Origin of the sequence: Paenibacillus wuxiensis, from assembly GCF_040195695.1 — a bacterium.
Taxonomy (GTDB): Bacteria; Bacillota; Bacilli; order Paenibacillales; family Paenibacillaceae; genus Paenibacillus_B; species Paenibacillus_B suaedae.
In genome coordinates, this window is record NZ_JBEFZI010000001.1 from 224,248 (window position 1) to 248,473 (window position 24,226).

At 45.8% G+C, this 24,226-nt stretch carries 16 protein-coding genes; 15 read left to right on the forward strand and 1 reads right to left on the reverse strand.

Going from position 1 to position 24,226, the window contains the following annotated elements:
• Nucleotides 1-37 precede the first annotated feature (37 nt).
• The 6 genes from ABN764_RS00965 (at nucleotide 38) to ABN764_RS00990 (ending at nucleotide 7,354) form a co-directional block, all read left to right on the forward strand.
• Nucleotides 38-742: a response regulator transcription factor gene (locus tag ABN764_RS00965; RefSeq protein WP_021253032.1), complete on the forward strand. Its 705-nt coding sequence runs from the start codon at nucleotides 38-40 to the stop codon at nucleotides 740-742.
• A complete protein-coding gene (locus ABN764_RS00970) occupies nucleotides 739-1,824 on the forward strand; it encodes a sensor histidine kinase (RefSeq protein ID WP_175560609.1) in 1,086 nt (361 codons plus the stop codon). Before ABN764_RS00965 ends, ABN764_RS00970 begins: the two co-directional genes overlap by 4 nt.
• Before the next feature lie 210 nt (nucleotides 1,825-2,034).
• Nucleotides 2,035-2,814: an ABC transporter ATP-binding protein gene (locus ABN764_RS00975; RefSeq protein WP_021253030.1), complete on the forward strand. Its 780-nt coding sequence runs from the start codon at nucleotides 2,035-2,037 to the stop codon at nucleotides 2,812-2,814.
• A complete protein-coding gene (locus ABN764_RS00980; protein ID WP_072727870.1) occupies nucleotides 2,786-4,777 on the forward strand; it encodes an ABC transporter permease in 1,992 nt (663 codons plus the stop codon). Before ABN764_RS00975 ends, ABN764_RS00980 begins: the two co-directional genes overlap by 29 nt.
• Before the next feature lie 153 nt (nucleotides 4,778-4,930).
• Nucleotides 4,931-5,671 (forward strand): hypothetical protein, encoded by a 741-nt coding sequence (locus tag ABN764_RS00985; RefSeq protein ID WP_090510341.1) that lies wholly within the window; start codon nucleotides 4,931-4,933, stop codon nucleotides 5,669-5,671.
• 273 nt (nucleotides 5,672-5,944) lie between these two features.
• Nucleotides 5,945-7,354, forward strand: coding sequence for an alpha-L-fucosidase (locus tag ABN764_RS00990; protein WP_446670692.1), 1,410 nt, complete (start codon nucleotides 5,945-5,947; stop codon nucleotides 7,352-7,354).
• A gap of 158 nt (nucleotides 7,355-7,512) precedes the next feature.
• Here ABN764_RS00990 and ABN764_RS00995 read toward each other — a convergent pair whose 3' ends face one another.
• On the reverse strand, nucleotides 7,513-8,232 hold the full coding sequence (locus tag ABN764_RS00995) for a Crp/Fnr family transcriptional regulator (RefSeq protein WP_021253026.1): 720 nt from the start codon (nucleotides 8,230-8,232) through the stop codon (nucleotides 7,513-7,515).
• 412 nt (nucleotides 8,233-8,644) lie between these two features.
• Here ABN764_RS00995 and adhE point away from each other — a divergent pair, with 412 nt between their 5' ends.
• The 9 genes from adhE (at nucleotide 8,645) to ABN764_RS01040 (ending at nucleotide 24,186) form a co-directional block, all read left to right on the forward strand.
• Nucleotides 8,645-11,272 carry a bifunctional acetaldehyde-CoA/alcohol dehydrogenase gene (adhE, locus tag ABN764_RS01000; RefSeq protein ID WP_446670693.1) on the forward strand — a complete coding sequence of 876 codons (2,628 nt, stop codon included), beginning with the start codon at nucleotides 8,645-8,647 and terminating at the stop codon, nucleotides 11,270-11,272.
• Between the two features lie 501 nt (nucleotides 11,273-11,773).
• The gene (gene pflB, locus ABN764_RS01005) at nucleotides 11,774-14,041 is read left to right on the forward strand and encodes a formate C-acetyltransferase (protein ID WP_326848277.1); all 2,268 of its coding nucleotides are present in this window, start codon (nucleotides 11,774-11,776) and stop codon (nucleotides 14,039-14,041) included.
• A 182-nt stretch (nucleotides 14,042-14,223) separates the two neighbouring features.
• Nucleotides 14,224-14,955: a pyruvate formate-lyase-activating protein gene (pflA, locus tag ABN764_RS01010; protein WP_065291933.1), complete on the forward strand. Its 732-nt coding sequence runs from the start codon at nucleotides 14,224-14,226 to the stop codon at nucleotides 14,953-14,955.
• A 469-nt stretch (nucleotides 14,956-15,424) separates the two neighbouring features.
• Entirely contained in the window at nucleotides 15,425-17,062 is a 1,638-nt protein-coding gene (locus ABN764_RS01015; protein ID WP_446670694.1) for a DUF4855 domain-containing protein, read from the forward strand.
• A 302-nt stretch (nucleotides 17,063-17,364) separates the two neighbouring features.
• The gene (locus ABN764_RS01020) at nucleotides 17,365-18,726 is read left to right on the forward strand and encodes an ABC transporter substrate-binding protein (protein WP_446670695.1); all 1,362 of its coding nucleotides are present in this window, start codon (nucleotides 17,365-17,367) and stop codon (nucleotides 18,724-18,726) included.
• Between the two features lie 128 nt (nucleotides 18,727-18,854).
• Entirely contained in the window at nucleotides 18,855-19,739 is an 885-nt protein-coding gene (locus tag ABN764_RS01025; RefSeq protein WP_021253020.1) for a carbohydrate ABC transporter permease, read from the forward strand.
• Between the two features lie 2 nt (nucleotides 19,740-19,741).
• Nucleotides 19,742-20,569, forward strand: coding sequence for a carbohydrate ABC transporter permease (locus ABN764_RS01030; RefSeq protein WP_036590578.1), 828 nt, complete (start codon nucleotides 19,742-19,744; stop codon nucleotides 20,567-20,569).
• Nucleotides 20,570-20,659: 90 nt separating this feature from the next.
• Nucleotides 20,660-22,588, forward strand: a complete 1,929-nt coding sequence (locus ABN764_RS01035; protein WP_268623274.1) for a cache domain-containing sensor histidine kinase — start codon at nucleotides 20,660-20,662, stop codon at nucleotides 22,586-22,588.
• Complete coding sequence (locus ABN764_RS01040) at nucleotides 22,585-24,186, forward strand: response regulator (protein WP_446670696.1); 1,602 nt, start codon at nucleotides 22,585-22,587, stop codon at nucleotides 24,184-24,186. Before ABN764_RS01035 ends, ABN764_RS01040 begins: the two co-directional genes overlap by 4 nt.
• Nucleotides 24,187-24,226 lie beyond the last annotated feature (40 nt).

Genomic DNA, 24,226 nt, shown 5'->3' on the forward strand with positions numbered 1-24,226 from the left:
ATAGATAGAAGTACGTTCGCGAACTGGGGGTATTGTTATGTATACAATTATGATCGTGGAAGATGATGATAAGATTGCATCGATCTTGCAGTCTTCTCTTGAAAAATACAATTACAATGTAGCTCGTGCGACAAAATTCAGCCAATTAAAGGATGAAATGCTGGAAATCAATCCAGATTTAATTTTGCTTGATATCCATTTGCCGGCCTTCGATGGTTTCTATTGGTGTCGACAATTCCGCAGTGAGACGAATGTACCCATCATATTCGTCTCAGCACGTACGGGAGAAATGGATCAAGTAATGGCGATTGAAAATGGCGGCGATGACTTTATTACGAAGCCATTCCATCTCGACGTCCTTCTAGCCAAAGTAAAAGGAGTTCTGCGCCGAACCTATGGGGAATACGCAGCTAATGGTGGGGGCAATGGTGAAGAGCTGATTGTCCAAGGCTTAACACTGCACCGGGCGAAGAACACCCTTGAATGGTCAGGCAAGCGTGTGGACTTGACGAAGAATGAGGCTCTTCTCGTTGCTTGCCTTATGGAACGGATTGGCTATATCGTATCTCGAGAGACATTGCTGGAGACGTTATGGGATGATGTAGACTTCGTCGATGACAATACGCTAACCGTGAATGTTACCCGCGTTCGCAAGAAGATGGAGGAGATTGGAATTGCGAAGGCAATAGAGACAGTGCGAGGCCAAGGGTATCGCATGTCAGCTACATGGGTGAATGAATGAAGCCGGGAATGACCTTTCTCCAATATGTAAGAGACCGAACTGTAATTATCTTAACGTGCTTCTTAGCGATAGCGATTGCATTGCTTGTTGTGTGGCTAGATCTTAGCATTGGGCAGCGATTTGCTGCGAAGGAAAGTCTCATCTATATCTTCATACTTGCTGTGTTCATTCTTATGATTGGTTTAGTCTATGATTATACGAATCAACGGCGCTGGTACAAGGAAATGTACAATGCAGAGACGAATGCAAGTGATAGTGACTTCACGCTTTGTTTGCAGCATCCAAGCACATTAGAGCAGAGACGAATGCATGCGCTTCTATCACGTCAATATCGCTCATTTATGAACGAACTGCTTACGATGCGGAAAGACCGAGAGAAGCATGTTCACTTCACGAACCAATGGGTTCATCATATGAAGACTCCGGTGTCTGTTATTCATTTGCTTACACAGCAGCCAGTATATGAGCTTGATCAGTCTCAGATTGAGTCGCTGCTGCGGAGTGTGAGTGAAGAGGCTGATCGTCTTACGAGAGGTCTGGACATGATGCTGAGTACGGCACGACTGGACAAGTTCGAGCTGGATCTTCATGTTGGGGGATTGAATCTAAAGCAGGTCATCCGGCAGGTTGTGAATGAGAATAAAAAATCGCTGATTAAGCATAAAATTTTCCCGAAGATTGAAGCCGATGATGTGATTGTCGATAGTGATGAGAAATGGTTGAACTTCGTCTTAACACAGCTTGTAACGAATTCGATTAAATATATGAGGGACAAAGAGGGCTCCAAATCGTTAATGTTTAAGGTGGAGCGGGAAGGTGACTCAATACTCCTGCATGTTCAAGACGAAGGAATTGGTATTGCTCCTGAGGATTTGCCGCGTGTATTTGATGCATTCTTCACCGGTCAGAATGGCCGTAAGGAAGGGGATGCAACCGGTATGGGACTCTACTTGGTTAGACAAGTTTGCGCCAAGCTGGGACACACAATCAGTATTGCATCGAAGCTGAATGAAGGCACGACAGTAACGATAAAGTTCGAGTCTAGAGCTATGCACCATCAGTTGCTGGAGCGATTGCACTAAGTACATGACCCGATGAACAAACGCTTACCCTGAAGCCCTTTTCCATGAGGAAGAGGGCTATTGTTATAGGATCAGGCGAATGTGACAACTTTGTAAGGTGGTAGAGGGGATTGAAAGCCAATTCGATGTTGGCAGGAAGAAGGGAAAGGGTATACTGTGTGTATACATGAGGATTCTGGAGCGTAAGCAAGGAGGAAGGGGCGGACACCTATGCCTGTATTAGAAGCTAAGCAATTATCCAAAGTATATGGAACACGAGGAAACATGACCTATACGGCTCTTCAAGATATCAATCTAACGATCGATGAAGGGGAATTTGTTGGGATTATGGGGCCATCAGGCAGTGGCAAGACGACACTGTTGAACATATTAGCTACGATAGACAAGCAAACTTCTGGAGATGTGTTTATTAACGGGACGGATCCGGCGAAGCTGAGCAATCGGAAGTTGGCCTATTTTCGTAGAAGAGAACTCGGTTATGTCTTCCAAGACTTCAATCTGCTGGATACGTTAAGTATTCGGGAGAATATTATATTGCCGCTTGCTCTTGACGGCATCTCGGCTAGAGAGATTGAGCGCAGACTGTTGGAAACGGCGAGCTGGCTTGGCATTGATCATATATTGGATAAGCGTACTTATGAAATTTCAGGTGGTCAGAAGCAGCGGACGGCGATTGCACGAGCAGTCATTCATCAGCCATCTCTGCTTCTCGCGGATGAGCTGACAGGAAACTTAGATTCCAAGGCTGCGAAGGATGTTATGACTGCGCTCGAAGATTTGAATGAGCGATCGAATCGGACCATATTGATGGTCACGCATGATGCTTTTGCGGCGAGTTATTGCAAACGAATCTTATTCATTAAGGACGGCAGATTGTTCTCCGAACTGCGACGTGGTGCCAATCGACAGATTTTCTTCCAGCACATCTTAGACTCGCTAAGCTTGCTAGGAGGGAACTTCGATGACATTCCGACAGCTCGCTACAAGTAATATCAAGGGGAATTGGCATCGATACAGCGCTTATTTTTTGAGCAGTGTTTTCGCGGTAATGATTTTCTTTATGTATGCAGCATTTATTTACCATCCTGACGTAGTTAATGGACAAGTGCCTGGTGGACATCGAATTCGAGAAGTAATGATGATGTGCGAGTATTTGATCATCATCTTCTCTTTTTTCTTTACGTTATACTCAAGCTCTGCATTTTTGAAATCCAGACAGCAGGAATTCGGTTTACTCACTCTGTTCGGAATGACCAAGCTGCAGTTACGAAGACTCGTATTTTATGAGAACATGATTATTTCCATCCTAGCCATTGCAGTAGGAATGGGAATCGGCGCCTTTATGACGAAGCTGTTTTTGATGGCTTTATCCCACATACTGGCTGTCGATACCCCGATTACTTTTTATATTGTTCCGAAAGCGATTCTACTAACATCGGCAGGTTACTTGATTTTGTTTACGTGTATTACCGTGTATTCATTGAGAAAAGTAGGGCGCAGTCAAATTGTTGAGCTCATACGGGCGCACAAAGAGCCGAAATCACCGCCTAAATTCTCATGGGTGCTCGTCATTCTCTCTGTATTTTCGCTAGCGCTGGGATATAGTCTGGCTTATGTTACAACTATACAGTTGTTCGGCCTAACCGCGTTACCGATATTAGGATTCACGGTGCTGGGCACCTATTTCTTCTACACGCAGTTCAGTGTAGCCATTATCCGTATACTGCAGCGAAATAAGCGCGTCTATTATCGAAGAACCAATTTGTTGAATATCTCACAAGCAGCATTCAAGCTGAAGGATAATGCCCGTGTGCTGTTCAATGTATCCATTTTGTGTGCAGTAGTGTTGACAGCTACCGCAAGCTTTTATGCGTTCGATCAGACAATGAAGCGGCAGCAGTTGAATGATATGCCGCAAAGCTACGTCATCACCTGGACGAAGGACAGACAGCAACCGATCAAACCAGAAATGATAAAGGCTTGGGGGGACAGCACAAAGAACGAGATAGAACAAGATGCTGACTTCAGGTATGTTGAAGTGTATTATACGCAAGAGTTGTCTGAGAACTATGGAGCTATGGTTAGTGTGTCTGATTATAATCGGATCATTGCAATGGATGGGGGACAACCCCTTTCCCTTATGAACAATGAGATGGTTCTTGTTCTTCGTAAGCCCCTGAATGTGGATGAACCAAGTGATTCGAAACTATATTTGGGATATCCAGGGCCTGTAACGATCATGATTCGTGAAACGTCTGCAAAGGTATCGGGGCATATTCGTGATACGTATACAAAGGTATCCGGGCATATTCGGGAAAAGACCACAAGAAATGTAATCAATTCAGGCGTAGGCGTTTACAATGTATTAGTCGTTAGCGATGATTTGTTTGCCCCATTTTTCGATAAGGCGCCGGCTGACCGAGCTCGATATGGACATGCATTCAATTGGTCGGATTGGGAGTATTCCTTGGCCTTAGACAAAAAGATCCGGGAGCACGTGTCGTTTAACGAAGAGGAAGATGACAGTATCAGAATCTCAAGCAGGGTGTATGATTGGAGCAGCACGAACCAAGTGTCCTCTCTAGGGATGTTCATCGGATTGTTTATTAGTTTGTTATTTTTTATCGCGAGCGGAAGTGTCATCTACTTCAAATTGTTCACCGAACTGCAGGATGATCAGGCATACTTCAAGGGGTTAACGCGAATTGGTTTGTCGATTGCGGAGATCCGTCGTGTTGTTACGTTCCAAGTAGGACTTATCTTCTTCGCACCATGCATGGTAGGGAGCGTTCATACATTGTTCGCCTTGAAGACACTGAGCAACCTGGTTAATTCGAACATGATGGGGTATGCATTGACAGTCGTGAGCATGTTCGTTGTGATGCAGGCGCTCTTCTTCTTCGCTGCACGAAAAACCTATATGAGGAAAATATTGGAGGAAGTAGTTGTATAAATAAGGGCTAACTCTCGTATTTATGTCGAACGAGTTGTAAATCCGACGGATTTTGTTACGGGATTGATACGATTTCTTGCTCATCTTATTGCATAATAGACTAAGAAACCTGTATGTTTATAGGTAGAGAAGGCAAGAAAGTGAGTTGACGTAATGAAAAGACGATGGCTACGCATTCGCAACTACGCCGAACACTCCAAAGTTCTTGTTGTACTGATGTTGTTGATATGCATAATCACTGCTTGCTCCAAGACAACTGAGCAGGAGCAGCAGGCAGAAGAGCAATCTAGTCCGGCTTCGAAGGTGACAGTTACTATCGAGGGCGGTTCCTATATACCGAACTTGTCAGAACGCATTGAAATTGATTGGAAGTCAGGCATGACCGTTACCGATTCCTTGAAGCAGACAGGAATTGTAAAGATCTCTGAAGAGGATGGTGTGATCATGTCCGTCGGAGATGTTGCCCTAGATACGAAGATGGGATGGGGCATCGTGGTCAATGATGAAGAACTTAGGCAACCTGCAGCGATGGAGAAGATCGTTGGCCCCGGTGATACGGTTGTTGTGTTTGTGAAGCGAATGGATGTCAAGACGAATTCCCTGCCTACTGCAGGACTGACATTGAGTATCGACGGAGGCACTACGATCCCAGAAATGACCAATACCTATGTGGTCAGCTGGAAAGAGAATATGAATGTTAACGATCTAATTGATGAGTTTGCACAAATCTCCTTGTCAGATGACGGCAAGCAAGTGCTGCACATTGGTCAGCGAAAAATGGAAAAAACGATAGACTTTGCATTAAAGGTAAATGGGAAGAAGATGACGGTGGTCGAGGGACGGAAGCTTGTTCTGCAGCCAGATGACCAGATTGAATTTATCATCACTCCATAAAGGGATGCATATCCATACAGTCCTCAATGTGAGCGCGGGACGCGCGTCACATGTTGGGGGCTTTTTTGCGTTGAGATGCATGATGTGCACGATCCTTGACAAAGACACCATTTATAGAATTTTCCGCTCGTTTATTCATTTTCCCCGTAATTTTCTTGTGTCCTTGTTTTTGTATTGCAGATTGAGAGCGGTTTCTGGTTAACTAGAAATAGATATTTTTGTTAGTACAATGGTTCGATTTCATCAATGAACAGACAGAGGAGGATAAGCGAGATGAGTGAAACCATTCAGCAACAGGCAGAACTACGTGAGGATGAGCAGATCGTTCAGCAAGGGGTACATAACTTCAGTGGGGAAGACGAATGGGTGAAGCCAGATCGCCCTGAATTGCTCGAACAGCTGGAATGGTTCAAGGATCAGAAGCTGGGCTTAATGATGCATTGGGGAACCTATTCCCAGCTCGGTATCGTAGAGTCGTGGGCGCTTAGTGATGTCGATGAAGAGTGGTCGCGAGATAGTGTGGATTGGGATTATGATGCCGAAGAGCTGAAGCAGCAATACTTCGATCTAAATAAGACATTTAATCCGCTGCGCTTCCAGCCGGAATTATGGGCGGATCTTGCTGTTGAAGGCGGCTTCAAGTATTTGATTTTTACCACGAAGCATCATGATGGTTTTTGCATGTGGGACACCAAAACAACGGACTATCGGATAACAGGTGCACAGACGCCATTCCATACCCATAAGTACGCAGATGTATGCAGGCATCTTTTTGATGCTTTCCGTGACAGAGGATTGGCGATTGCAGCCTATTTCTCTAAGGCAGACTGGCATACACCTACCTATTGGGCACCAGGGATGGAGCGAAGCAACCCAACGTGGCGGGGCCCGTCCTATAATCCGCAGGAGTATCCTGAATTGTGGGAGCAGTTCGTTCAGTTTACTCATGAACAGATCATGGAGCTGTTAACAGACTACGGACGTATCGATGTATTGTGGTTGGATGCTGGCTGGGTATGCAAGGAGAGCCGTGTATCTCAGGATATCCGTCTCGGAGAAGTCGTGGAGAAAGCTAGAGAGAAGCAGCCATGGCTGCTATCTGCCGACCGTACGGTTGGAGGGCCATATGAGAACATTATTACGCCGGAACAGACGATTCCAAGTGATGCGATGAATGTACCATGGGAAAGCTGCATTACAATGGGAACATCCTTCTCCTTCCGTTTTGAGGACAAGTACAAGACAACCCGGCAGCTTGTTCATATTCTGATGGAGGTAGTCGCCAAGGGAGGAAATCTGGCTCTAAATGTTGGGCCACAGCCGGATGGCCGGATTCCTGAAGGGGCGATTGCTCGCATCAAGGAGCTTGGCGCGTGGATGGGCACCTATGGGGAAGCTGTCTATGGAACGCGCATCTGCGCTCCTTACTTTACACAGCGCTGCGCCTTTACACGTAAGGACGATACGGTATATTGTACGTATTTATATCCTTCTGAAGATACTAATGTTAACGATAACATCATTCTTCCGTATACAGACAAGGTAACGGCTATTCATTTGGTAGGGGCGGATGAGAAGCTTCAATTCCACTCTGACGAAGCAGGATTGCATGTAAAGCTGCCCGCACATGAAGTAGGGGATAAGGCACCAATTGCACATGTGTTCCGTCTAACAGCCAATTAAGTGCATTAGAAGATCAGTGAGGAAAGTACAATGGGTAGGGAGTAGAATGGAATGGACATGTTCTTATTCATATCGGGAAACCGTTAGCAGTACCCTATCTGTAGAGGTAAAAAGAAGTAAGGCCCTCATGCCATAAGCTTGCATGAGGGCGTTTTGTATTAGATGCGGCAAATTTCATTCGGGCACATTTCACAATGACATACTTCCCGCAGGTGTTCTAATTCGCGAATGACAATCATACCATTCTCATATTCAATAACATCGCGTTTGCGAAGATCGCTTAACATACGATTGACGCTCTCACGAGTAGCGCCGATCATATTCGATAGATCGGTATGTGTAATTTTTTTGTTGATCAGGAGACCGCCGTCTTCTAATTCTTCACCGTAAGTATTGGACAATCTGATGAGAGTGGAGCATAGCGCGCCTGGTTTACCATACATCATTAGATCGCGGAACTTGGTCTGAGTCAGGCGGTGATGGATCCCCATCCACTTCATGAAATCAATCGAGAAGTCGCAGTGCTGGCATATGAGAATCTCAATATCCTTCTGCTCAATAAGCAATACCTCAGCTTCTTCAAGGACTTCCGCTGTGAAAGTGTGCTTTGTACTATGGAATGGATCAACTTGGCCGACTAAATCCCCAGCTTGATACATGTACAGAATTAGCTCTTTGCCTTCATCTGTAGACTTTGTGATTTTTACACGTCCGCTCTTCAGGAGGAACAGCTTATCAGATAGATCTCCTTCCCAGAAGAGATGAGAGCTGTCAGGATAGGTACGTTCTTTACCGATATTGATTAATCGTTCTACATTCTGTTCTGAGAAACAAGAGGTATTGCAGGGCTCTCCAAATTTGTCGGTGATGTTAGTCACTCTGTTCCCCTCCAATTTACATATTTCAAATTTTAGTAATTTTGACCCAAAGAATTCCATGTGACAAGTTTCACTATATGAATACGTATTACTATCATGGATGTTCCGCACGCAGTTGTCAATTTATTTACGATTAAAATTATTTACAGTTTGGTTAAATCGAGTGATTAATATCACGCCAATCAAATAAAATCGGGGAGAAATAAAAAAATAAGCAAAATCAATCAGTGTTGTGAAATTAATCACATACTAACACGCGAAAGATGGATACAATGAAAGTGTGAAATGATTCACAAACAATTGTAACCAACACGAACCTCAGAAAAGGACCGTAACAGAACAGCAGACACACCGTATAGAGAAACCCTTTCTTAGGTTCATTGCAAGGTATCCATGAATGGAGGCGGAGAGAATGGCGACAAAACAAGAAACGAAACCAACTGTAGAGAAAAAAACGGAGCAAGTCGATGTTACGAAGCACATTCAGCAACTGATTGACCGCGCGAATAAGGCGCAGGAAGCATTTATGGACATGAACCAAGAGCAGATAGACAAGGTCGTACAGCAAATGGCACTCGCTGGCTTGGATAAGCATATGATGCTTGCCAAGATGGCTGTTGAAGAAACGGGCCGCGGTGTGTATGAAGATAAAATTACGAAAAACATTTTCGCAACTGAATATATCCACAACTATATCAAGTATGACAAAACGGTAGGTGTCATCGAGGACAATCCGCAGGGTGCTTATATGAAGATTGCGGAACCGGTTGGAATTGTCATGGGGATTACGCCGGTAACGAACCCAACTTCAACAACCATGTTCAAAGCGCTCATCGCGATAAAGACACGCAACCCGATTATTTTCGGCTTCCATCCATCCGCTCAGAAATGCAGTGCGGAAGCAGCTCGCATCCTGCATGAGGCAGCTGTGAAATATGGTGCTCCTGAGCATTGTATCCAATGGATTGAGTATCCGTCGATGGATGCGACTAACGGCTTGATGAACCACCCTGATGTGGCGCTAATCCTGGCGACAGGCGGTGCTGGTATGGTTCGCTCCGCTTATAGCTGCGGCAAGCCTGCCCTAGGCGTTGGCCCAGGCAACGTGCCATGCTTCATCGAGAAGACGGCAGATCTGAATCAAGCGGTAACGGATTTGATTCTGTCCAAGACGTTCGATAATGGCATGATCTGCGCATCCGAGCAAGCCGTCATCATTGAAGAGCCGATTTACGCGCAAACGAAGAAAATGATGACCGCTCAGGGCTGCTACTTCTTGAACAAGGATGAGACCGGCAAGCTCCAAGCGATGGCAATGAAGACAGACACCTGTGCGGTGAATCCGAACATCGTGGGCCAATCTGCGAAGAAGATTGCTGAGATGGCCGGACTTCAAGTACCAGATACAACGAAGATACTTGTAGCTGAGCTGGATGGTGTGGGGCCGAAGTTTCCACTGTCTGCAGAGAAGCTGAGCCCCGTGCTTGCTTGCTACAAGGTGAAGACCGCAGAAGAAGGCGTTGACCGCGCGGCTGAAATCGTGGCCTTTGGCGGCATGGGTCACTCTTCGGTCATCCACTCGAATGATGACGAGGTAATTCGTAAGTTCGCCGACCGTCTGCAAACAGGCCGCATTCTGGTCAACTCTCCTTCTACTCATGGCGCGATTGGAGACTTGTACAACACCAATATTCCTTCGTTGACACTTGGCTGCGGATCGTATGGCCGCAACTCAACTTCTTCGAACGTAACAGCGGTCAATTTGCTGAATATTAAACGGGTGGCGAAGCGTACAGTGAATATGCAATGGTTCAAGGTGCCAAATAAGATTTACTTCGAGAAGGGTGCAACACAGTACTTGGCGAAGATGCCGGATATTAGCCGTGTCATGATTGTTACCGACCCAATGATGGTGAAGCTGGGCTACGTGGAGAAGCTGGAATACTATTTGCGTCAACGCCGCAACCCAGTCGTCATTGAAGTGTTCTCGGATGTCGAGCCAGATCCTTCGACGAAGACAGTGGAACGTGGTACAGAAATGATGCTCAGCTTCGAGCCAGACTGCATTATCGCCTTGGGCGGCGGCTCGCCGATGGATGCAGCGAAGGGCATGTGGCTGTTCTACGAACATCCAGATGCTGAATTCGATAACCTGAAGCAGAAGTTCTTAGACATCCGCAAGCGTACATTCAAGTATCCACGTCTTGGCCAGAAGGCGAAGTTCGTCGCAATTCCAACGACTTCGGGTACTGGTTCGGAAGTAACCTCGTTCGCGGTTATTACGGATAAGGAAAAAGGCAATACAAAATATCCGCTAGCTGATTATGAGCTGACGCCGGACGTAGCGATTATTGACCCAGAGTTCGTGTACAGCTTGCCGAAGACGGCAGTTGCTGATACGGGAATGGACGTTTTGACGCACGCGATTGAAGCGTATGTATCGGTAATGGCAAGCGACTATACTGATGGTCTGGCAATAAAGGCCATTCAGCTCGTGTTCGAGAACTTGGTGAAATCTCATCATGAAGCATGTCCGAAAGCTCGCGAGAAAATGCACAACGCATCGACACTTGCTGGTATGGCATTCGCGAATGCGTTCCTAGGCATCAACCACAGCTTGGCGCATAAATGGGGAGCGCAATACCATACTGCACATGGTCGCACGAATGCGATTCTCATGCCGCATGTCATTCGTTACAATGCGAAGAAACCAACGAAGTACGCTTCGTTCCCGAAATATGACCACTTCGTAGCAGATGAGCGCTACGCGGAAATTGCACGCATCCTCGGTCTTCCATGCCGCACCACGGAAGAGGGCGTGAACAGCCTGATCAACGCAATTCGGGAATTGAACCGCGAACTGGGTATTCCAGAATCGTTCCAAGCAATTGGCTTCGATGCCAAGGACTTCGAATCCAATGTTGATTACTTGGCAGACCGCGCCTTTGAAGACCAATGTACAACAGCGAATCCGAAGCTTCCACTCGTAACAGAGTTGGCTGATGTATATCGGAACGCATTCTATGGACGATTTGAATAAATTAGAATGATACGATAGCAGGGCAGTGGGCAGCGGGGAAGATCTTCCCCGCTGTCTTTGTTGTATAATCAACTTCTGAACCATTGCTTATAATGCGGTAAACGAGTGCTAATCAAGTGCTAAGCACCTGCAAAAAGCAGGGAAGCAGTGGAGATTACAACATTTTGAATCATATTATGTGAAAAAAATCATTTGCCTAGCTTATATTGTGATAAATATCACATAATTGAAAGTGTGAAAAGAGGTACAATGAAGGCGTAGCAAGGGAGGAACGAAAAAAGTTCAGAATTCGCCTCTAAAAAACTTGCTGCATAGCCTCACTCGGCATTACGAAAAGGCAGCTATCGAACGAATGCGAAAGATAAGATAACCGCCTTGCAGCCTTTTTCGTGAAAATCATCACAAGCAATGTGAAATGGGAACGAGAACATCTTGCTGGGTGTGTGCTTTCAATTCGATTACAACACATACAGAAAAACAAACATGTATGGAGGGATTACGATGTCGGTGATGGAAAAGAACATGACAGAAACAAATGAAATGAATCCTTGGCGTGGATTCAAAGCAGGCAAATGGCAAACTCACGTGGATGTCCCGAACTTCTTGGACGGACACATCAAGCCTTACTTGGGCGATGAAGCATTCTTGGCAGGTCCAACGCAAAACACGAAGGATCTATGGGATATCGTGAGCCAGCTCTCCAAAGAAGAACGTGAACGCGGTGGTGTATGGGATGTTGATGTTAACACGCCTTCAACGATCGTATCGCACAAACCGGGATATTTAGATAAAGAAAAAGAGAAAGTAGTAGGTGTACAAACGGATGCTCCGTTCCGCCGCTCCATTCAACCATTTGGCGGTATTAAGATGATGATCGATGCTTGTAAAGCATACGGCTTCGAAATGCCGGAAGATGTTATCAAAATTTTCACAGACATTCGCAAAACACACAACCAAGGCGTATTCGATGCTTATACATCCGACATGCGCATGGCGCGTAAAGCTGGTATTATCACAGGCTTGCCAGATGCTTACGGCCGCGGCCGCATCATCGGTGACTACCGCCGTGTAGCGCTGTACGGTATAGACTTCTTGATTAAACAAAAGAAAAACGATCTGAATAATCTTGAGCTGGATGCAATGGATGAAGTTACTATCCGTGACCGTGAAGAAATTTCAGAACAAATTCGCGCACTCGCTGAATTGAAAGAAATGGCTGCAATGCACGGTATGGACATTTCGAAACCAGCTGTCAACGCACAAGAGGCGTTCCAATGGGTATACTTCGGTTACTTGGCAGCCATCAAAGAACAGAACGGTGCAGCAATGTCCCTTGGTCGTGTATCCTCGTTCCTCGATGTGTATGTGGAACGCGATATTCAAGAAGGTACTTTGACAGAGCAAGAAGCTCAAGAATTGGTTGACCATTTCATTATGAAATTGCGTATCGTTAAATTCTTGCGCACACCTGCTTACAACGACCTGTTCAGCGGTGACCCAACTTGGGTAACAGAATCGATCGGTGGTATGGCTTCTGACGGTACAACACGTGTAACGAAGAACAGCTTCCGCTTCTTGCATTCCTTGTACAACTTGGGACCTGCTCCAGAGCCTAACTTGACTGTATTGTGGTCGACAAAGCTTCCTGAAGCGTTCAAGAAGTATTGTGCGAAAGTATCGATTGAAACAAGCTCCATTCAATATGAAAATGACGACCTGATGCGTCCAATCTACGGCGACGACTACGGTATCGCGTGTTGTGTATCTGCAATGCGCATCGGTAAGCAAATGCAGTTCTTCGGTGCTCGCGCCAACTTGGCAAAATGCTTGCTGTACGCAATCAACGGCGGTAAAGATGAGAAGCTTGGCTTGCAAGTAGGACCTGAGCTTCCTCCAATCACAAGCGACGTATTGGACTACGACGAAGTCGTGAAACGCTTCAAGCAGATGATGGAATGGCTCGCGAAGCTGTACATGAACACACTGAATGTTATTCACTTCATGCATGATAAATATTGCTACGAGCGCATTGAGATGGCGCTGCATGATAAAGAAATCTTGCGCACAATGGCTTGCGGTATTGCCGGCCTGTCGGTAGCAGCTGACTCCTTGAGTGCAATCAAATATGCTAAGGTAACACCGATTCGTAACGAAGAAGGCATTGCCGTTGACTTCCAAATCGAAGGCGAATATCCATGCTACGGTAACAACGATGATCGCGTAGACAGCATCGCTGTTGAACTGGTTGAATCGTTCATGAACATGATTCGCAAGCATAAAGCTTATCGTAATGCATTGCCAACACAATCGGTACTGACGATTACGTCGAACGTTGTGTACGGTAAGAAGACAGGTACGACTCCTGACGGACGTAAAGCTGGCGAACCGTTCGCTCCAGGTGCGAACCCAATGCATGGCCGTGATAAGAAGGGTGCACTCGCATCGCTTAGCTCGGTAGCGAAGCTTCCATATGAGCATAGTTTGGATGGAATCTCGAATACATTCTCTATCGTACCTAAGGCGCTTGGTAAAGAACTTGATGTTCGCAAATCCAACCTCGTATCGATGATGGATGGATACTTCGGCAGCAATGCGCACCATCTGAACGTTAACGTGTTCGACCGTGAACAGCTGATGGACGCGATGGAACATCCAGAGAACTACCCACAATTGACAATTCGCGTATCGGGTTATGCAGTTAACTTCATCAAACTGACTCGCGAGCAGCAAATGGATGTAATCAACCGCACATTCCATGGTTCGATGTAAAGAACCTTCTGTACGGTAGAAATCGAAGTAAGTTGAGCAATGTAAAGGATATATTCGATATTTGATAAGTAAAGGGGCGCAACTACACCACATGCCTAGTACCTTTCGGTCAATGGCAGGGAGGGAGCGCCCCTCTTGTCATGTAAGCAGGTTGTAATGGGCTGGAGAGGAAAGTGATAGAGATGATCGGACGTATTCACTCGTTAGAAACATTCGGTACTGTTGATGGACCTGGCATACGATTTATTTTATTCATGCAGGGGTGCGCGCTCAAATGCCAATATTGCCATAACCGTGATACATGGAGCTTAGGTGACGGCAAAGAAATGACACTTGAGGAAGTACTTGCTGAAATTGAACCTTACTTGCCTTATTACCGCAGCTCTGGCGGCGGTTTGACCGTATCGGGCGGGGAGCCAACGCTGCAAGCTGCATTCGTTAGAGAGCTATTCCGTGAAGTGAAGCAGCGCTGGGATCTGCATACAACCCTGGATTCGAACGGTTTCAACGAAGTAGCGAAGCTCGAAGAATTGATGAATGTTACGGATCTAGTACTGCTGGATATTAAGCATATTAACAATGAGAAGCATATTGCACTTACAGGTGTGCCGAATGCACGTACGCTGGATACGGCGCGTTGGTTATCTGAGCATGGCAAGAAAATGTGGATTCGACACGTATTCGTACCGACGATTAACGACAATGAAGAGGACTTGCTTGAACTGGGCCGTTTTATCGGTACACTGCAAGGTGTTGAGAAATTCGAAATCCTGCCGTACCATCAAATGGGCGTATACAAGTGGGAACAGCTAGGTGAGAAGTATCCGCTTGAAGGGATTCCTTCCCCGACTGCAGAAGAGGTGGAGCGTGCTTATGCGCTTATTGAGAAGGGCCGTGGGCAGACGAGCGTATAGTGTATTTCATATCTATTTATATAGGAAGAGAGATGACTTGCCTAGCAGGGAAGAGGTCATCTCTTTTTTTGTTGCAATTGTTGAAAGAGTGTTCACTTAGAACGTGCATTCAATAGTATTGTGTGTAAAATGATCGAAAAGAACTATTTCTAAAATGGAAGGAAAAAACTATAATGCGCTGTAAGGATGAAAAAAAGGAAATTTCCCTAATCCATAATGGAAGCGCTATCATATAAAATATTTTATCGCCAAACATATATGCTGTTGAAATGCATTCTATTGTCCTCATGACTAGTAGGTGAAGAGATGCTGTTAGCTACTGGTTCAACATAGAAAGGGCATCAGGCATCATGAGGGATCAACTTTCTTGGATGAATTTATGAATAGAGGAGGTATGATTGCAGCTTAATCATTAGATGATCCGGGCCGTATTCTTCGAAAATGAACGTATATAGGAGGGATATTGATTATGAAGAAAAAGATGACAGCACTTGTCCTTAGCATGATGCTGATATTGTCAATTATTCCGAACATGCCGAATGCCCAAGCGGCACCACAACTCCGCAATCTTGCACCGAGTTCTACATACACATGGTCGGAAGCGCCGGAATCGAATTATCCAGATCCGGGCAACAAGCTAACCAATGGCATTAAGGGCGCTGCGAATGTGACGGATCCAGCGTGGGTCGGGCACATTAAGAAGAAGGCGCGGGAAGTCACGTTTGACTTTGGTCAACGGAAATCGATAGCAAGTGTTAGGGCGCATTTCCTTCAAGATTGGCCAGGTTCTGCGATTTTGTTCCCGTTGAGCGTATCTATCTATGTGTCAGATGATAGTGTGAATTGGGGAATTGTCGGACACAAAGCAACGGAACGTGGCTGGACGAATGGCCCTCCGATTGATCAAACCTATGTATGGGATGGCAGTAAGGATGGGGTTGCAGGCGGAGGACAAGGGGCTACGATGGCCTATGCACGCTACGTGAAGGTTGTGTTCTCGATGCATCCACGGGCATGGACATTTATAGATGAGATTGAAATTATGGGAACAGACGGCAAGGCTGACGGGGCAGTTGTTGTGAATATGAAGCCGTTCGAATTCCAGTACCCAGGCGTCGACACTGCTGGCATCCGTAATTTATCACTTGTCTACAATGGGTATTATCCTGACGTTCCGGCGTGGACAAAAGACAGCCTGATTCCGGAAATTGGTTACGTGAATCAAGCCGGACAGGTTCAGGATTGGTTCTTTGATGGTGTGTTGATGCTGGGTCTCCAATCTCCGGCGGGTCGTGATTTCGGGAAGGATTCACTCCTGACGGATTGGCAATGGTACCTGGATAAAACATTTGGCGCTCAAGGCGACTTGAAGCAGCTGAATGAAGCCACGAAGGAAGTAGGGCTGCAGCTTGGACAGCCGAATCACAAAACAAAGGTTGTCATGATGCTGCCAAATCCGGGAGAGAACACGACGAACTTCGGAGATATTGACGGCGACGGAATTACGGAGAACTTTAGTGAAGCCAGCGTAGGCATAGAGAAAGCTTTGGCGACACGCCAGAAGGCAGTCAGATGGTGGTTGCAAGAGGTACAAAACCGCTGGAATGCGAACAACTACTCCAACCTTGAGCTGGTTGGCATGTACTGGGTGGATGAAGAAGTTAGCTGGTCCAAGTCAGCTCCAGACTTCCTGCGGATGATGAACTCGGATGTTCATGCAAGAGGGCTGAAATCGTTCTGGATCCCTCATTCCTTGACCTATAAGAGTTTTATATGGAAGGACGCAGGCTTCGATGCAGCGACGTACCAGCCGAACTACTTTTTTGAAAATTTATCAATTGATCGTCTTGTAGATGGGATTCAAACGGCCAAACGATATGGCATGGGTGTTGAAGTCGAGTTCGACAATCGTATGCTAACGGATAATACGTTCCGGAGCCGATTCAATGAATATATGAACGCAGGCTATCAATATGGATTCGCAGGGAAAGGCTTTACTGCGTATTATAAAGGAAGCGGGCCGGTTCTGCGCGATGCAGCGAGCAGCACGAATCCGAGCATACGTGAACTGTATGATAGGCTGTACAATTTCACAAGAGGGAATTAAATAGAGGATGCAAATGCAATAGCTCATATTCATTCCCTGCTCTACAAAAATTGTATTGCGTGAGCTGAATTGGGAAGTTACTAGACAAGCAAATATGCTAGGTGTTTCATAAATTGGCGGTCAAATCCTCAAATCGAGGTTTTGACCGCTGTTTTATTTTATCCCTCATTCGTTAGAGGATTTTATCCCCCAATAGTTAAAATGTCGTCCTTACAGGAAGGACATTGTCGAATTATAATAAAAGCGTACCAAACAACATCAAGATCTTACCAGCAGACAAAAACATACGGGAGGGTCCTTACATGAAAAAAGGATTGGTAATGATTCTGACGCTTCTGTTCATCGCAACGACAGCGCTTACAGGATGCGGATCAAAGTCAGAGGGTGGTTCTGAGAAGCCAGCGAACCAAGCTGGTGAAGATAAAAAGGTTGAACCATTTGAGCTTACTCTTCGTCATACGCAGCTAGGCGATTCGAAGAAAAACCGCTTCGCTATCTTGCAAGATGTTGTAAAGAAGACAGAATCCGAAGTTCCAGGTCTAACAATTAAGCTTGACGGCGTTGACTCTGAGGTTAACCGCAAAGAGAAGCTTCGTGCAGAAATGGGAAGCGGATCTCCTCCAGATATCTTTGATGCCTTCGGTAACCCAGACGTGAAATTGTACGCGGAGAATGGACTTATACTTGATGTAGCTCCGATTCTGGATGAGCTTGGATTGAAGGACAAGTTCCAATCTCTTGCACAATGGACAGTAGAAGACAAGATCTACGGTTTGCCAATCGGTGCTTCAATTGAAGGTTACTTCTATAACAAAGACTATTTCGCTGAAAAAGGAATTCAAATTCCAAAAACATTGGCTGAGCTTGAAGCAATCGCTGATAAAGTAAAGGCTGACGGCAAAATTCCATTCGCCATTGGTTCCAAGGATGCTTGGGTGCCATTGATGACAACAAACACGTTGTGGTCCTACTTCGGCGGTGCGGATATTACTTCCGGATTTGCGAAAGGAACAACGAAGTGGAACGATCCGAAAATGGTAGAAGCATTTGCGAAGCACTCAGATTGGATCAAGAAAGGCTACTTCAAAAAAGGCGAGCTTGGTCTTGACTATGCAACACAACGTACTCAGTTGGTGAATGGCGAAGCAGTTATGATGTTTGATGGATCTTGGGCATCCTCCGTATTCGCTGATGCAACACAATCCGGTAAATTGCATAACAAAGCTGGTTTCTTCCTGATGCCTCCAGCTAAAGAAGGCGACGGCTACAGCGTAATGTTTGACTCCAACAACGGATATGCATTCTCTTCCAAGATTGCTGAAGATCCACGCAAGATGGAAGCGGTAAAAGCGTTCATCAAGAACTTGTATAACGAAGACATGCAAGTACGTGGCTTGAAGGAAGATGGCGTTATCCCTGCAATGAAGGTTGACCAAGCAAAGCTGGATGAAGCTTCCCAAGGCAACGACTTGCTGCAAGCGATTATGGCTCAAATGAAAGACGTGAAATTCACATGGCCTGCATTTGATGCACTCGTTCAAGCGGATGTGAATACTGCACTCGGTCAACAGCTCCAAAAAATGATTAGCGGCGAAGCTGAACCGCAAGCGGCTCTGGATGCCGTACAAAAAGTACAAGAAGAAGCGAACGCAGCATCGAAATAAGATAAATAAAAAGCAAGCTTGACCACAAGGAGCACCACCTGTCCGTATCGGGGGGTGGTGCTCATTTATCATCCTGAGCAGCAGTCAACCAGTATGATTACGATGTGGGACGGACGGAGGGAAATCATATGAACAAAGCATTAAGAAACCCCTTAACATATGTGTTATTTTTGCTTCCTACGCTCGTTTTGTTCATCGCATTCTTTATATACCCGGTAATCAATGCGATTTACTACAGCTTTACGAGTTGGAACGGAATATCGAAGGACGTTACATTTATTGGCTTTGACAACTATCTCAATGTGATGAGTAAGCCAGACTTTTGGGAATCAGTGAAGAACAATGGATACTTTATTTTGTTCTCCTTGTTAGTCCAAGTCCCGTTAATCATTTTCTTCTCACTGCTCATCTCCAATGTCAAGCGTTTGAAAGGATTGTACAAGACAGCAGTATTCATGCCGTCTGTTATGTCCACGGCCGTCATCGGTATTTTGTGGGGCTTCATTTACGATCCGGACACAGGGCTTCTTAACAAGCTGCTAGGTTTGTTCGGTATCGATCCGCTTATGTGGCTGGCAGACAAGAAAACGGCAATGATTTCGATCTTGATTACGAACGCTTGGCAGTGGACCGGTTTCTACATTGTTATGGTGTTGGCTGCAATTCTAGCGATTCCGAAAGATCTTGACGAAGCAGCGATGATTGATGGCGCAACTGGCGTTCAACGTGCAATGCGCATTACGATTCCGCTTATTATGCCGATCATCTCCGTGGTTATTATGCTATCGATTGCAGGTGCAATGAAGGCGGCAGATATCGTCATCGTTATGACCAAGGGCGGCCCGGCAGGGGCAACCGATGTTATGGCAACTTATATGATCAAGCACTCGATTACAAGTTTCAAATATGGCTATGGGAACAGCATTGCAGTCCTTATCTTCGTGTTCACGCTCATCGTTACTGTGCTTTACCAAGTACTTATTGCGCGTAGAACGGAAAGGATTGAATACTAATGATGAAACAGCTGAAAAAGGGTACACCTCATATTTTCCTACTGTTGTATTTGGCGGTTATTCTATTCCCATTCCTGTTCGTCTTGTTCTCATCGGTGAAGACAGACAACGGAGCCATTGCAGCGAATCCATTCGGTTTGCCGACAGAATTTGCTTGGGATAACTATGTGAAAGCTTGGGTCAATGCCAAAATTAGCACATATTTCGTAAATAGCTTGTATATTTCACTTGCAGCATCCGTGTCTACGATTCTCATCGCGTCTCTTGCGTCCTTTGCGATTACACGTATGCGCTATAAGAAGATGAGTGCAGCAGTGTTCCAGTTCATTTTGCTAGGCTTGCTCATTCCGGGCAATGCATTGCTGCTTCCGATTTACGGCATCTTGAAGAACTTGAACATGCTCGATAAGCACTGGGCCCTATATGTTCCTTACACGGCAGGGGCAATACCATTTACAATAATTATCTTGGCGGCATTTATGCGAAGTCTCCCGTCTGAGATTGAGGAAGCAGCTGTAATTGACGGCTTGAAGGCACCAGGCATTTTCTTCAAAGTCATCTTGCCGTTGACGGTACCAGCGCTCGTGACCGTATTCATTGTCAACTTCCTCGGCAACTGGAATGAATTCTTGCTCGCAAACTTCTTTATCTCAACAGACAACTTGCGTACACTTCCGGTCGGTATGGTCGGCTTCCGTGATACGTATAACACGAACTACGCGCAGATGGCGGCTGGTATCGTATACAGTGTCGTACCTGTTATGGTCATCTACGCAATCCTGCAAGAGAAAATTATTGAGGGTCTCACAGCAGGCGGGGTTAAGGGCTAATCTTTTCATAGTTTCTGCATGAAATGTAAGCTCTTACGTGTTAATATATTCATAGATGACTAGAGAGAGAGTAAAGGGGTAATGTGCACAATGAATTTACGATTTAAGATGTTTAGTGGATTTATTTTGCTTATCATTATCCCTTTGCTTTTACTTGGAACGATTACATTTGTGATTACATTTAATTTGCTAGAGAAGAAATATAGTGAGCAAGCGCAATTCTCGATGCGGGCCATGAGCCACAGCATCGGCTACATATTCGATGAAATCAATAAAGTATCCGACACAGGCATTGCGAATAACGTCTTCCAGAAGGCGTTGGTATCGCCTAATCCTTACGAACACGATATGGTAAGCTCAAGCGTCGTCAGATATGACGATAATGGAAAGCTGTACTTCGTGGATGAACAGGGGCGGCCAGTCGGGAAGCAAGTTGATGATACGCTAAAAGGCACGGACTATATCCGGATGAACGAACGCCAGCAAAATTTCCGCAAGCTGCTGTTCAACCATCCTGCGATTAGTTATGCCTTTTTGTACAATTTCAGCCCATATGCACAAAGAGAAGGGATTATCCCAATATTCTCCAAAGACAACTTCAAGGAAATGCCTTTTCATGAATTCAAAAAGCATCCTGTGTTTAAGAAAGTCATGGACTTGAACGGGGTTCCGTTATGGGTCGGGCCAAATGAATTTCCAGAACTGACGGGCTCCGAGCAGGTCTTTACCCAGATTCGAGTTGTGAAGGATCTATCGACGATGAGGCCAATTGGAATATCGATCATCCAGATTAAGAACTGGGATCTCGACACGTTCTTTAACAAGTTTTATACGGCTGATCAGATGGAGAATACGAAGTTCTATATCGTCAATCGTGATGGACAGATTCTATACGACAACTCGAAGCAGCTCGCTGGCCATATGATCGCTGATTATGCTTCGAAGCCGATCAAGTTCGAAAATACATATGTAAGCTACAAGGACAAATTCGGGGAACGTGAAAGTGTGATCACGTACCACCCCATGAGTGATTACGGCTGGTATTTGATTTCCGTGCGCGACTGGAGCTCTCTCTCGAAGGAGATGGTCGTATTTCTGAAATGGGTGTCTACTATCCTATTCCTCTGCATCCTTGGAGCGCTGCTGTTCAACCTGTTGTTTACGAACCGAATAACGCGCAACATTACGCGCATCGTTCGATTTATGCGCAGAGTGGAGGATGGAGATCTGAACGCCCGTGTTGATGAAGAGGGTAGAGATGAACTTAGGATGCTCTCGCATGGTTTCAATAGTCTCATGGAGCGGGTGTCCGGCCTTATTGATCAAGTGAAGAATGAGCAGCAGCAGAAGAATAAGGCGGAAATGAGAGTGCTGGAAGCTCAAATTAAGCCGCACTTTTTATTTAATACACTTGAATCGATCAATGTGCTGGCTATTCAAAATGAAGGGCGCAAGGTTAGTCAGATGGTTTATCGCCTAGGCAATATTTTACGCATTAGCATTCAGGATAAAGAGGAAATTACGCTTCGCGAAGAACTTGAATATTTGAAGAGCTATCTTGAAATTCAAAAGTTCCGATTCGAGGAGCTGTTCAACTTCGAAATTGACGTGCCGGAGCACATCATGCACTGCAAGGTGATGAAGCTGACCCTGCAGCCTCTTGTCGAGAACTCAATCCAACACGGATTTGATGGAATTGAGCACACAGGATGGATCCGCATTACCGCATTTGAGGATGAAGATCGCATTCTCATTCGGGTAGAGGATAATGGGATGGGCATGTCGAATGAACAATTAAGAAAGTTCCAATATATGCTCTCCGATGAGCAAAAATCGGTTCTGCCGCAGGAAGAAGAGTCGTACAATACGGAACGTAGGGGACTCGGAGTTCGTAGTGTAGCAGATCGCTTGCGCATTCGATATGGTCCTGGTTATGGATTGTTCATCTGTTCCGCTTCACAGATGGGAACGATGATTCAGTGTGTGATACCGAAATACGAACAGGGTGATACGTTATGAGTGTGAAGGCATTGCTCATTGATGATGAGGTACCGATTTTGAACAACTTGAAGTTGGTTATCCCGTGGGATGAGCTGAATGTTGAATTGGTAGGTTCAGCTCGCAATGGTGTGGAAGGGCTGGAAATGGTACGGCAGCACGAGCCAGACATCATTTTGTGCGATATTCGTATGCCCGTTATGGACGGTATGGACTTTCTGCGGGAAATTCGTAAAATGGGTTGTGAAGCCGAGGTTATGATGCTGACCGGCTATCAGGAATTCGAGTATGCTCGCATCGCAATGCAGCATGGTGTTCGAGATTATGTACTGAAGCCGATTAACTACGATGAGCTTGAATTGACCGTGAAGAAGCTTGCTGATCTTGTACGCAGCCGTCAACTGGAGAAGAAGCTGTCGGAAAGGCGCTGGGGGCGCATGATTAGTCTCGCTTACGAGAAAATGATGTTCGATGTTCTTATGGGATTCTCCACTGGCGCACTTGCGGCCTTTATGGTCGATGAAGAGCAGCCGATTGACAAGCTGGCTTACTCGCTGCTGCTCGTTGACTTGGATGGCTATGCACAGCAAAGCGCCTCTTGGAGTGACAATGAGCGCAAGCTGTGGAATTTCGCAGTTCGCAACGTGCTGCAGGATGCCATTGTGGATGATTGGAATAAATATGCCGTATTGCAAATGCGTGAAGGGGAGTGGTGCGTACTTCTTCAATGCTATCGCGACCAGCATGAGGTTACTTCGGTCGATATGGCACGCTGGGCACAGGAAATTCAGCAGGCGGTTCGAGGACATGTGAAGATGACCGTAAGCCTTGCATGGGATAATGGGCCGATCCCTATCATGAGCTTGGCACATACGTACAAACGCCTGCAGCGTACTCTTATTTTGCATACCGATGATGAACAGCTCGTATCTGTCGATGAAGGCTCAGTAGCAAGACAGGCGGCCTCTGTCTCGCAGTGGCAGCTAGTCGAAGATATCGTGGCGGGGATGAAGCAGAATGATCGCTCTAAGGTCGATGACGGAATGCATGCGCTGCAATCCAGCCTGATGTATATGTCGGAGCAGTCCATCGTTCGTGCGGAGACGTTCCTTCATTATGTCATCATTCACTTGATTCGTGAGATGAGAGAGTGGGAACTAGTTACACCGCAAGAAGAAGAGGCTGTGTGGAATAAGCTTCAGCATATGATGGGCGTCAAGGACTTAATGTGTGCGATTATGGAGTTAGTCGATCATACGAAGGAACACGCGATGAACAAGAAGTCGAGCGAGCTCCTGATGATATCAGCCAAAGACTATATTCACCGCAATTTAGGCTCAGATATCGGCGTTGAGGAAATGGCTGATTACTTAGGAATCAGCTGCAGTTATTTCAGTTTGTTGTTTAAGAATCATTTCGGGGAAACGTTTGTTGAATACGTGACGCGTCAGCGAATGGAGCTGGCGATGTCATTGCTCCGCACAACAGACAAGAGCATTACACAGATTGGTGCGCTTGTTGGATATTCAGAAAGACGGTACTTCTCCAAGGTATTCCAGAAGTACACAGGCAAGAAGCCGACGGAATATCGCGAGGATGCCGTTCAGACGGGAAAATGATAACGCTTAAATGAATCACATCAAGAATTCACGATATGAA